At 56.0% G+C, this 12,258-nt stretch carries 12 protein-coding genes; 1 reads left to right on the top strand and 11 read right to left on the bottom strand.

Annotated features, from left to right (window positions below):
* From LN415_05515 to LN415_05470, 10 genes are all read right to left on the bottom strand, one after another.
* On the bottom strand, positions 1-240 hold a 240-nt coding region (locus tag LN415_05515; protein MCJ2556552.1), incomplete at its 3' end, for a glutamine-hydrolyzing GMP synthase subunit GuaA.
* Positions 241-705, bottom strand: a complete 465-nt coding sequence (gene purE / locus LN415_05510) for a 5-(carboxyamino)imidazole ribonucleotide mutase (protein MCJ2556551.1) — start codon at positions 703-705, stop codon at positions 241-243.
* 48 nt (positions 706-753) lie between these two features.
* A complete protein-coding gene (locus tag LN415_05505; protein MCJ2556550.1) occupies positions 754-1,074 on the bottom strand; it encodes a hypothetical protein in 321 nt (106 codons plus the stop codon).
* An 11-nt stretch (positions 1,075-1,085) separates the two neighbouring features.
* Complete coding sequence (locus LN415_05500; protein MCJ2556549.1) at positions 1,086-1,319, bottom strand: Lrp/AsnC ligand binding domain-containing protein; 234 nt, start codon at positions 1,317-1,319, stop codon at positions 1,086-1,088.
* 113 nt (positions 1,320-1,432) lie between these two features.
* The gene (locus LN415_05495; protein ID MCJ2556548.1) at positions 1,433-2,347 is read right to left on the bottom strand and encodes a carbohydrate kinase family protein; all 915 of its coding nucleotides are present in this window, start codon (positions 2,345-2,347) and stop codon (positions 1,433-1,435) included.
* A 14-nt stretch (positions 2,348-2,361) separates the two neighbouring features.
* Positions 2,362-3,603, bottom strand: coding sequence for an adenosylhomocysteinase (locus tag LN415_05490; GenBank protein MCJ2556547.1), 1,242 nt, complete (start codon positions 3,601-3,603; stop codon positions 2,362-2,364).
* A gap of 41 nt (positions 3,604-3,644) precedes the next feature.
* Positions 3,645-5,975, bottom strand: coding sequence for an ABC transporter substrate-binding protein (locus LN415_05485; GenBank protein MCJ2556546.1), 2,331 nt, complete (start codon positions 5,973-5,975; stop codon positions 3,645-3,647).
* Between the two features lie 138 nt (positions 5,976-6,113).
* Positions 6,114-7,295 (bottom strand): aminotransferase class I/II-fold pyridoxal phosphate-dependent enzyme, encoded by a 1,182-nt coding sequence (locus LN415_05480; protein ID MCJ2556545.1) that lies wholly within the window; start codon positions 7,293-7,295, stop codon positions 6,114-6,116.
* Positions 7,296-7,351: 56 nt separating this feature from the next.
* Complete coding sequence (tdh, locus tag LN415_05475; protein ID MCJ2556544.1) at positions 7,352-8,410, bottom strand: L-threonine 3-dehydrogenase; 1,059 nt, start codon at positions 8,408-8,410, stop codon at positions 7,352-7,354.
* 57 nt (positions 8,411-8,467) lie between these two features.
* Positions 8,468-9,625, bottom strand: coding sequence for an ATP-NAD kinase family protein (locus LN415_05470; protein ID MCJ2556543.1), 1,158 nt, complete (start codon positions 9,623-9,625; stop codon positions 8,468-8,470).
* A 108-nt stretch (positions 9,626-9,733) separates the two neighbouring features.
* Here LN415_05470 and LN415_05465 point away from each other — a divergent pair, with 108 nt between their 5' ends.
* On the top strand, positions 9,734-9,883 hold the full coding sequence (locus LN415_05465) for a 50S ribosomal protein L40e (GenBank protein MCJ2556542.1): 150 nt from the start codon (positions 9,734-9,736) through the stop codon (positions 9,881-9,883).
* On the opposite strand, the gene LN415_05460 is transcribed toward LN415_05465, so the two are convergent.
* On the bottom strand, positions 9,884-12,157 hold the full coding sequence (locus tag LN415_05460) for a DNA topoisomerase I (protein ID MCJ2556541.1): 2,274 nt from the start codon (positions 12,155-12,157) through the stop codon (positions 9,884-9,886).
* Positions 12,158-12,258: the final 101 nt, after the last annotated feature.

The raw sequence follows: 12,258 nt of genomic DNA, 5'->3' as shown, positions 1-12,258 counted from the left end.
CACGATTCTGTACTTCACCCCGGTCGCGTCGAAAGCCTTGCCGACCTCAGCGTCCTCGTTCTTGCGCATGAACCCATTGTTGACGTAAACCGCGAAAAGCCGCTCGCCTATCGCGCGGTCCATGAGGATTGCGGCGACCATGCTGTCCACGCCCCCAGAGACGCCTATTATGGCCTTCCCATCCACCTCTGCCGCCAGGTCCTCGGCCTGCTTTTCGATGAACTCCTCCGGATCGAACAACTAATCACCGATTGACTTGGAATCCTCGATTGTCCACTCCTTCAGCCTCTTTCTGTGCTTCTCCAGCTTCTCTCTCAGCTGATCGTCGGATATCGACAAAATCTCGACCGCCAGAATGGCCGCGTTCTCTCCCCTGTCCAGCCCGACCGCCGCAACGGGAATCCCAGGGGGCATCTGCACAACGGAGAGGAGGGAGTCAAGGCTGATTTTGCCGCTCACCGGCACTCCGATGACAGGGCGTATCGTCTTCGAAGCAACGGCACCAGGGAGCGCCGCAGAAAGACCGGCAACCGCTATAATGACCTTGGCATCGCTTCTTTCGATCTCATCGTGCAGATACTCGGGCGATCTGTGGGCCGACGCAACAATCATCTTGGAATTCACGCCGAACTGCGCGAGAATGTCGATGGCTTTGTCTCCAATCTTCTTGTCGGACTTGCTGCCGAGTATCACGAGGACAGACATAGTTCTCACTACCCGAAGACACGAGAAAACAGATAAGGGTTTCTGAGGCTAGGACTTCATTATGGTCAGAAGGAACAGGCCTATGGCCAAACCCGCCCCGATTAGAGCCGCGACCAGAACATATATGGATCCCACGATGAGGCTCCCCAGGTCGTTGACACTCAGGAAATCGCCCAACGCGCTTTTCTGTTGCCACTCAAGGTATGCCCAGATAATTCCTATCACGAGTCCGCCCGCGAGCAAACCTGCTCCTATCTTCCTGCTCTTCCCGCTGCCGAAGTATGCCGTGAAGGCTCCTGTTATTAGCAGGAAGAGGGCGAACGAGAATATCAATATCGTTATGAATTCCCCGGCACTGATGTCTATCATTTTTCGTCCTCCTAGAACTTGATTCCCGTTAGGGTCTTTGTGTCTATCACACCACTTATGGATCTGATCTTATCCACGACAACTTGACCGAGAACATTGAAGTCCTCCGCCTCGATCTTGGCTATCAGGTCATATTCCCCGAAGAGCGGGTGAAGTTCAACTATCTCATCGACCGACTGGAGCTCATTATAGACTTCATGCTCCTTCGCGGGTGCGGTACTTATCAGGACGAAACCTATGGCCACAATCTCACCCGAGCACCGTAAGCTTTTCGCCGTCTATAAAGCTTTCTATGTGGGTCATAGTGGGTACTGGCTATCACCAGAATCGCACTTTTACCGACGGGATTCTGAAACTCCTAGAGGTTCTCTTCCACGCGCAGAAGTACGTCTTCCCATGTCGGTACGTTCGTCTGCCCACCCCGGGACTCCATCGCGAAGCTTGCGGTCGCCGAGCCTGCCCACCCGCACTTGATGAAATCCATGCCTCTGCTCCACGCGGCGTAGAAGCCCGCCCGGTAGGCGTCCCCCATACCCGTGGCCTCCTCGGTTCTGTCGGGTCTTATCGCCGGAATCTCGTGCCTCTCCCCCTCATGGAAAATGAGGCTCCCCTTCTCTCCCAATGTGACGACGAGAAGGTCCACAATCTCAGCGAGCTCTTCCATCTTCCGCAATCCAGTGAACTTGAGCGCCGTTCTGATCTCGCTCTCATTCGCAAAGAATTGGTCCGTCCGCCTCAGGAACTGGTTGAACGTGTCCTTGTCGTAGACATAGTGGATCTCTTGCGCAGGGTCGAAGCTCACCTTCCTTCCCAGCTCGAGGGCGAGGTCGATGACCTTGATGTAGTATTCCGGCCTCCCAGTGCATATGTGGACGATCTCGGAGTGCCTGACGGTGTTCTCACGGACGTCGAAAGTCCCCGAGTCCCGATATGGGCCTTGGTCTATCACACAAACCTGATTGTGCTCCTGGTCCGAGAATATCCAGGCGACTGGAGTGCTGTATCCTTCAACCTTCACCAGTTCCGATATATCTACGTCCGCAGCCCTCAGAGCCTCTTCGTAGTCGGCGGGAAAGTCCTCCCCCACGAATGAGGACAAGGCGGTTCTCACACCGAGGGATGAGGCGGTCCTCGCAATGTTGGCACCGGTCCCGCCGAAGAAGACCTGTCTGTCGATAAGCTCGATCGACGTATTGGGTGGGGGAAGTCGTGGAACCGTGATTATGTGGTCGAGGACAGTGTGGCCGTACACTCCCAGGAAGAACTCAGCCATGCTACCATCCCTCGTCAAGTGCCCTCTTTCCAGTCAGTCAGGTACTTCTCTTGAGAGGCCGTCAGTCTGTCTATCTTCACTCCCATGGTCTTGAGCTTGATGCGGGCAACCTCCTCATCGATTTCCTTCGGAATATTGTACACCTCATTTTCAAGCGACTCGTGATTCTTGGAGAGGTACTCAAGGGCGAGGGCTTGGATGGAGAAGCTCATGTCCATGATCTCGACGGGGTGGCCTTGGCCGGCCACAAGGTTGATCAGTCTTCCCTCTCCAAGGAGGTACAGGGACTTCCCGTTCGTTAGGTCGTATCTCTCCACGAACTCCCTGACCTTCTCGACCTTCTTGGAGGCCTTCGAGAGGGCCTCCTTCGATATCTCGTTGTCGAAGTGCCCAGCATTCGCAAGGATGCATCCGTCCTTGACTATGTCGAGGTGCTTGCCCGTGAACACGTCCTTGCACCCGGTCGCGCTCACGATGAAGTCCGCGCTTCTGACGGCTTCCTCCATGGGCATGACTTCGAAGCCGTCTAGCTTCGCCTCCACCGCCCTCACAGGATTGACTTCGGTCACCACGACGTGCGCTCCCATCCCCTTCGCTCTCATTGCTATGCCTCTGCCGCACCATCCGTAGCCCGAGACCACGAATTTCTTCCCCGCTATCAGAAGATTCGTGCTCGTCATTATCCCGTCCAAGGTCGACTGGCCTGTTCCGTACCTGTTGTCAAAGAGGTACTTCATGTGTGCGTCGTTCACCGAGATGACCGGGAACTCAAGTTCTCCGGAATGAGCCATTGCTCTGAGGCGGATTATTCCGGTGGTCGTCTCCTCGTTCGCACCCTTCACCGACCGCAGCAGCTCCTTTCTCTTCGTGTGGGTCAAGAAGATCAGATCTCCCCCATCATCTATGAGGAAGTCCGGTTTCAGGTCGAGAACGGAGTTCAGGTTGCTGTAGTACTCGTTCCTTGTCTCCCACTTCTTTGCGAAGACGTCCAGACCATACTCCTCTCTCAGGGCCATAGAGACGGAATCGTCCGTGGACAGAGGATTGCAGGAGGCCAGTCTCACATCGGCCCCGGCCTCGCTCAGTGTCCATGCCAGGACCCCTGTCTTGGCCTCCACATGAAGAGCCATGCTGACCTTGAGCCCCTCGAACGCACGTTCCTTCTTCAACCTCTTTCGGACCTCACTCAACAGCCCCATGTGGGTCTTCGCCCATTCGAATCTTCTGACACCTTTGAGCAAAACATCTTCAGTCATGACGTGTCGCTGATAACCGGGGCGGATTATTTCCTTTTCGGTCAGTTCCTTCTGGTCCTTCTCACGTAGGCGTACCCAAGGGTGACAGCGATCAACATCAGCATGATCGAAACGGCATCGAGTCCTGGCATGGGCGGGGCAGTCCCTCCCGACCTGTCGACCAACACGGCCGTTTGAGCCCCTCCGTCAGAATACCCGGTCTTCGAAACCTCCCCGATAATCAAGAAGGTCGTGTCAACGGTCACTGAAGCCATGAACGTGGTCTGGAACGCTCCATTTGCATCAGTCGTCCCGGAGGTGCTGCCCAGGCTTCCCTCAAGCCCTTCGGGTTTTATCCAGAGACTAACCTCAGCACCCTCAACCAACGCAAGCGTCTGCACGTCTCTGACCGTAATGGTGACGGTCGCGGCATCGCCAGAGGGCATGCTCTTGGGGTTTATTGACATGTCAACACGAAGAGTTCTAGCTCCTGGATAGACCGTGATCTCACCCTCTGCCGTGCCCTCGGGGAAACCAGGCATGATCGCGCGAGCACTGAAGACTGCCGTGTCAGGCTCAGTCAGGGCTGGGGCCGTCCATACGAACTCGAAAGAACCATTGCTATCAGTGTATTCTGCATAGCTCATGTCGGGGTCCAGCGATTCCGTGACGTTAATGTAGACTCCTTCCATCGACTCGAATGTCTCTGGGTGCCTCACCTCGACTCTCACGTTCAAAGTCTCACCGGAACTGATCTGGTCTGCGAGGATTATTACTGATACGCGTGGAGGATCACTCTGCGCGAGGTGGAGACTCCTGAAGGACCAGAAGTTGTACACGCCCTCAACCATGTTCACCCAGCCCGTATACTTCGTCTTGTTCACTGCCTCCTGGACCTCGTAGTGGAGTAGTGGAATCAGAGGGTTGTCCTCTGCGATCCACCCCTGGGCATCCCTCACCAGGCTCTGTCTGACAGTCATGCTTATCTCAGCATCAGCGTCTTCAAGAATCCCATCGAGAGCGGAGTTCTGATATCCCACGTAGTTGTTTGGGCTGGCTGAGTGCAGGAGTTCTCTCATGAAGCTTGGGTCTCTTCTTGCGTCGAGAACATGTATGAAGACATCGAAGTTGCCAGAGTGAATCTCAGATTCAAGTTCCGACCATTCACCCATCGGCCTGCCTCTTGCGTCAAGTCCTATCGTCTGGAGCCTATCCAGAAGTTTGCTGGTTATTCCATCCTTCGCGATATCGATATCCACCGAAGGATAAACGATCTCGAAACTGAAATCCGATCCGTTAGGCAATTCTCGAAAACCATCAGAGTCTTGGTCCGTGTATCCAGACTCGTCCAGCATTACCTTCACAGCGTCGAGGTCCGCCTTACTCGCTCCGCCCTCTACCTTGTTCTTGACTCTATACCTGGGGACGCTGGTGTTCAGCCAGAATGAGTTTGCTGGGTTTATGACCGAGTCAGCGATGATAGTGTTCTTTTCCAGTGTCAGGCAGAGGTCTTTGTCAGAGACCATTGCTATTGCTTTCCTTATGACAGTCTCATTGAGCGGAAATCTCTGCGTGTTGATTCCCGCGTAGAGAAACGTCAACGAAGGGTTCAGGACAACAGATGCCGCGTTGATTATCGTGGAGTTCGACACGTTCAGTAGGACGGAGCTCTCAACAATGCTCAGGGGCCATCCGATCAGGCCGAGTCCTCCTGTGATTATGTCGTCTGCCGTTTCATCAGTCTCATGACTAAACCGTTCGTACTTCTGAAAGGTCACGGAGTCCAGATAGGGTCTACCATCGAAGTACCCGTCGTAGGCCTCAACGACGACCTCATCGCTGCCCTGTGAGACAAGCGCAAATGGCCCGCACCCTTCGACCCGCTCGACATCACCGCTCTTTATGAGGGGACGTGTCAAACCAATGCTCAAGAACTTACCATCATCATCGCTAGCAGAGAGGTTGAAGAAGACCTGCGCATCCGACACCTTGGTCACGGAATAATCGACGGTGTACGTGTAGATGACATCATCAGCACTCACAGGTGTGCCATCGTGCCACGTCACATCGTCTCTCATTGTGACAAGCACGGTCTCGTTGGCCTCATCAACAATCCAGCTCGACGCCACCCATGGAATCGGAAGAAGGGTATCTGGATGTATCCGAGCAAGAGGGTCGTACAGCAGATCGATTATGTGCTCGCTCGTCTCGTCCGGATCCCCGGTGGGGTCCAGAGTGAAGACCGCATCCTGCGGTACTGCAACGACGAAATCGCCTCCATATAGTCCCCCGAGCGGTTCGTCCTCGGCAGTTGCCTGTGGGACATCTTGCACGAGACTCCATGTGAAGGCCAAGAACAGAGCGAATACAGCTATCACAAACCTTCGAGACATTACCGTCCTCCTCCATTAAGAGGACCCCCAAAGTGGGGGTCATTTGGCGAAAGTCAGTAGTGAGGTCGACCCTATAAATACCTTTCGAACTGGCTCGGCCAGCATCATCTCGGACATGTCTTCTCGGGCCGTCTGCGGTTAGATGATATCGAGCTCCTTTCCGGCCTTCTCGAACGCGGCGAGGGCATCGTTGAGATCGTCCTTCGTGAGCCCGGCGTTCATCATAGTCCTTATTCTCGCCTTGTCCCTTGCCACCATCGGGAACACGATGGGAAGTGCGAATACACCCAGCTCGAAAGTCCTCTCCGAGAGGGCTTTGGCCTTGTGGGAATCGCCCACCATGACCGGTGTTATCGGGGTCTCGCTCTGACCAGTGTCGAAGCCCATCGAGTCGAGCTCGTTCTTGAAGTACTTCGTGTTGTCCCACAGGTTGTTCACGTGCTCTGGTTCTGTCTCGAGTACGTCGATTGCGGCGTACTGTGCAGCTGCGACCTGCGGTGGGTGGGATCCTGACAAGAGGAACGTTCTAGACTTGTTCAGCGCGAAGTTGACCAGATCCTGGGATCCCGCGATGAGGCCTCCCACGACACCGTATGCTTTGGAGAACGTCCCCATCTCCACGTCAATCTTGCCTGAGAGGTCGAAGTGAGCTCCTATTCCCCTTCCGTCGGGTCCTATGACGCCCTCTCCGTGGGCATCATCGACAAAGGTCATCGCCCCAACCTCATTGGCAAGGTCTTGTATCTTGTCCATGTGCTGGATATCGCCATCCATCGAGAAAACGCCATCCGTCACGATGAGTATCTTGTTGTACTTCTTGTCCGCCTCCTTGAGCACATTCTCGAGCTCCCCCATGTCGCGGTGCGGGAATATCATCCTGTCCGACTTCGTGAGCCTGACGCCATCAATGATGGAGCCGTGGTTGAGCTCGTCCGATATTATGACATCTCCCTTCCCGGCCAGCTGCGGCACAAGCCCTGCATTCGCAGCGAAACCTGTCTGGTATATGAGCGAAGACTCGGTCCTCTTGAAACCGGCGAGTTTCTTCTCCACCTTGATGTGCAGGTCCATGTTCCCCGCGATGGGTCTGACCGAGCCAGAGCCCGCACCGTGAGTGTCTATGGCCTCCTTGGCAGCTTGCCTCAGTCTCGGATGGTTGCTCAGATTCAGGTAGTTGTTCGAGCAGAGCATTATCACGTCCTTTCCATCCACCCGGCATCTCGGTGCGGAGGGGCCTTCAAGAACGCGCAGTTTCCAGTCGAATCCCTTCTCAACGAGTGTCTGATATTCCTCCCGCATGAATCCACTTGGGTCTCTCATCTTCTTACCTCCTTTGGGTTTCACCTTTCAAGCATTCGTCACTATTAATCATTGCCTTATGGTTTGAACCAGTCCATGTACAGGACGACCTTGCCGGAGTTGCCGGACCTCATGGCGGCCATGCCCTCCTCGAACTGATCGAACTTCATCTCGTGCGTGACTATGGGATCGAGGTTCAGGCTCCCCGATTCCAGGAGCCCGCGCATCCTGTACCAGGTGTCGAACATCAACCGTCCGTTGATGCCCTTGATCGTCGTGTACTTGAAGATCACTTTCTCGTTCAGGTCTGTCGTCCATGGGCCCGAGAACACGCCTAGGAGTGCCAACGTTCCGCCCGGCCTGAGCATGTCCAGACCCTGGTTGACGGCGTGGGGGTTCCCCGTCATCTCCAGGACCACGTCCACACCGCGCCCCTCTGTGTTGTCCGCGACTATTTTCTCGACGTCATCCGTGAGGCTGCTCAGCGCGAAATCCGCCCCGCATTCCTTCCCGAGTTCGATTCTGTACTTGTTCTTTCGACCTATCCCGAAGACCTTTCTCGCACCGACAGTCTTGCAGACCGCCACTGACATGAGCCCGATCGGACCGAGCCCCAAGACGGCCACGTTTCTTCCTGGGACGTCTGTGGTGAAGACCGTGTGAACGGCGTTGCCCAGCGGGTCCTGGATCGTGACGAATTTCGCGGGCATATCGCCGCTCTTGAGCAGGTTCGCTGCCGGGAGCGCGGAGTACTCCGCGAATATCCCTGTCATATCCACGCCGAATATCTTCATGTTCTCGCAGATGTGGGCGTTGCCAGTTCTGCACTGGAAACACGTGTTGTCGTGGACGTGGCATTCTCCTGAGACCCTGTCTCCCTTCTCGAAGCCCATCACGTCCGCTCCGAGCTCCTCAATCACGCCCGAGAACTCGTGACCGTAAATCAGCGGGACGTTGATCCTCTTCGAAGCCCAGTCATCCCATTCGTATATGTGCACATCCGTCCCACAGATGGAGACGGCTTCCATCTTTATCAGGGCCTCATTGCGCTTTGGCTTGGGCACCGGGACCTCCTGCATCTCCGTGCCGCCCTCTTCTGGTCGCACCTTCACAATGGCCTTCATCTTCTCCTGCAAAATGACCTCCCCCTAAGTATTGGCAAAGTGGTATAGCCTTCCCCTTCATAAGCCCTTTCATTGCGCGATTTTCCATAGCTTCATCGTTCTGTAGCCCGTCACGACCGTGAGGTATTCCCTGGCCCTGAACTCTCGGTCCAGGTCGCTGTCGCCCGTGTCAACCCTGAGGAAGGGCGTTCTCCTGAGCTTCCCTGGCGTACAGATTATCACGATATCGTTGAGGCCCACTCTCCTGATGACCGCTGGAGAGAGCTGAAGGTTCCCCCTGCCCAGGATGAAGCCCTGGGCGCCTATCGGAGTGAGGACAAGCTTGACCTCTTCGTACTGGTCGAGGAGAGAAAGGAGCCGATCCTCGTTAAGATCCTTCTCCAAGAGCTCACCCCGATAGACGGCGTCCACGCCGAGCAGCGAGCAATCCACGCCTATCTCCTTGGATATCGCGGCGACAGTGGAGCCCGATCCGAGTATGTACAAGGTGTCCTTGTTCTCGCTCATGTCCTCGGCGACGTGCTCCGCTAGCTCGGATTTCATATCTTCCTCTGGAACAGCTTCGGCGTGCATCTTCCCGACCTGGACGTAGCTGGGCTCGTTCGGTGTGCTCGCGATTCCGAAGAGCCGGATGTGCCACTCTCCCGCCCGATATCTCTCCTCGTCCAGGTCGAGGATCTCACCGTCCGCGACATCCAGCTCGCCCAAGAGGAGCCTCAGCACGATGAATGCCACGGCTTCTGGATTCATTCCGAAGACCCCGGAGTGCATCTTCACACCAGACGGGATGCCTATCATGGGGATCTCGTTCCCGACGACCTTCCAGATGTCTCTGGCGGTGCCGTCCCCGCCGCAGAACACTATGAGCCCCGCATCTCTCTCCGAAAAGACACTGCAGGCATCCTTCGTGTCCTCTGCGGCAGTGGGATCTCCTGGTTTGAAGACGACCTCCCATTCCCAGGGCCCCTTGCCGAACTCCTCAAGGTAGCTCGCGCCCATCGACCCGCCGCAGGTGAGCCACTCGATTCCATCGATGTTCTCGTTCTTCAGCAGGGAGGAGAGCGTGTCCAGGAACTTGGACATCTTCTCTGGCGCAACGGGCTTTCCGCCCAGCTCCAGCGCCTTCTCGAGGACACCGTCCGTTCCCTTCAGGCCCACGCGACCGCCCATTCCCGCAATGGGATTGACAACGAGACCGATCGTCCGCATCCGGTGAGTAATCGGCATTCGGGCAAAAAGCCTTCTCCTTGCGCATCCTTCGGCACTGGTGCCACGGGCTCTTGGGCTTGAGATGGAGCAAGGGTTTAATAGGAAAGCGAATATGCGATAAGGTACATGGCCCGCTTTCCAGAGGCTGAAGCAAGAACGCTCGCCAAGATGATATGCATGAAGTGCTACGCACGAAATGCAATGAGAGCAACCAGATGCAGGAAGTGCGGGAGCAAGGAGCTCCGCCCGAAGGCGAAGGAGCCCAGAAGGCAGTAATCAGGCCTGCTTGAACTTTTTCGTTTTACAGTCCGGGTTGACGCAGAGGGTCCATTTTCTCCTGTTCCTCATGAGGACGGTGATGATCGGGGATCCGCACGTGTCGCATGTCTCCTTTGTCGGTTGGATGTACCCCTTCTGTGGGAGCGGGAACGAGTTGGTGCACTTCGGGTAGCTGGAGCAGCCGACGAACCTCTTCCCCCTCTTTGAGTATCTGATTGTGAGGTCGCCTCCGCACTTGCTGCACGTGCCGAGCAGGTTCCTCTCCCTTGTCGTCGGGCATTTGGCGTCAACGCAAATGTTCTCCTTGCCTCCCCGTTCTGTGATCTCTATCATCGGTGAGCCGCATTCCTCGCACGTCTCCATCGTGGGGATTACCTTCCCCGCCTGTGGCAGTGGATGCGTGACCTTGCACTCCGGGAAGCCTGAGCAGCCAACGAATCTCTGGCCCGCCCTGGATCTGATCACATTCAGGTCTCCGCCGCAGGACTTGCAGACTCCTATGTAGTTCTGCATCCTGAGAGCCCTCTTGATCTCCCCGCCGATCTCCTTTCTGTTGGACTGGAGGGTCTCCATGACCTCTTCGAGGATGTCTTGGGATTCTTCGACGACCTGTCCTCCGCTCTTGCTTCCGTTCGCGATCTCTAGCATATCCTTCTCCAGCAGATTCGTCATCTCGGGCTTCTCTATCCCGACGTTGTGGTCCCCAAGGGCATCTATGACCGCTCTCGCAGAGACCGTTGGCGTGAGGTATTTTCCCTCGACGTACTTCCTGTTGTAGAGCTTCTTTATTATCTCGTGCCTCGTGCTCTTGGTGCCGAGACCTAGCCTCTCCATTTCTTGGATGAGTTTTCCCTGTGAGAACCTCGGCGGAGGTTTGGTCTTGTCCTCCTCCATGTTCACTCCCAGTAGCTTGATGCTCTCCCCCTCGGACAGCTCCGGCAGGTCGGACTCCTTGGCTGGATAATAGGGATAGTAGTTCCTCCAACCCGGGTCAAGTATCTCCCGCCCCTCGCAGACGAAAACCTCCTTCTTGACATCGATCTCGGCCTTTGACGTCTTGACCAGCGCGGGGGGCGCCACCGTTGCGAGGAACCTCCTGCAGACGAGCTCGTAGATAGTCCATTTGTCGCCGGTTATCTTCGACTTCTTCGCGCCTCTCACGGGGTGTATCGGCGGGTGATCCGTCGCGAAGCTCTTTCCCCTTGTTGGGACGATCTTCTCCTGCTTGAGGAGTTCCTTCGCCTCCTTGCTGAAGGCGGAACCCAAGAGCTTCTCCAATAGGAACTTGAGACCGAGCGTTGGCGGGTAGACGGTGTTGTCCGTCCTGGGATAGCTGATCCATCCGCTCGTGTAGAGGGTCTCCGCAACGCTCATCGCCCTGGAGGCCGAGAACCCGAGGCGGTTGGCCTCCATCAGAAAGATGGTCGTGTTGAACGGAACGGGGGGCCTCTCCGGGGCCTCCTTGGCCTCGTATAGCTGCACCTTTCCCGTCTTCGCACCGTCGGCAGACTTCAGGACGGTCTCGGCGTCGACCTTGTTCCAGAATCTACCGTGTGAGTGCCGTCCAGTGAACTCAATACCCTTCTCGAAAGTCGCGCGTATGTCCCAGAACGGCTTGGCCTCGAAATGTTCGATCTCCTTCTCCCTGTCCACTATGAGCGCCAATGTCGGGCTCTGGACGCGACCAACTGAAAGGAACTCCCGCCCGAGTCGACCGGATGCGAGAGAGATGAATCTGGTGAGGGTCGCCCCCCATGCGAGATCGATTACCTGCCTCGTCTCTGCGGACTCGGCGAGGGCGTAATCTATCTCGGTCAGCTCATCGAACGCTCTCTCGACGTCCACCTTCGTCAGAGCGCTGAATCGCGCCCGCTTGAACTCCGCCTTCGGGGCGACCTCCTTCACGATATCGAGGGCCTCCACCCCTATGAGCTCCCCTTCTCTGTCGTAGTCCGTCGCCACTATGACCTCGTCCTTTCCCTCCGCTAGGGTCTTGAGGGCCGAGGCGATGGACTTCATGATTATCTTCTTCTCAGGCTTTGCCCGCACGAGGTCCTTCGGGTTGATTTCCGCCCAGCTGTTGAGCTCCTCGGGATAGTCCATGCCGACGATGTGTCCCCTGAGACCGATCACGGAGTAATCCTCACCGTCCCTCTCGAAGTGATACGAGGAGACTCTCTCGATGCTCTGCCGCTTGGACTTCCCGTTGGAGAGGATGGTCGCTATTCTCCGTGCCGAGGAACTCTTCTCGGATATGACGAGCTTGCTCACGGTCTCGATTCATGAAAGACTCGATATATAACCGTTTGCCGCTGAGTTTCGAGCCAGTAAACGGAATCCCAGGGCCGTCTGGCGGGACAACGGGCAAAACC

The sequence above is a fragment of the Candidatus Thermoplasmatota archaeon genome (genome assembly GCA_022848865.1).
Lineage (GTDB): Archaea > Thermoplasmatota > Thermoplasmata > RBG-16-68-12 > JAGMCJ01 > JAGMCJ01.
The sequence above is the reverse complement of the archived record's forward strand: the minus strand, read 5'-3'. Positions and strand labels throughout refer to the sequence as shown.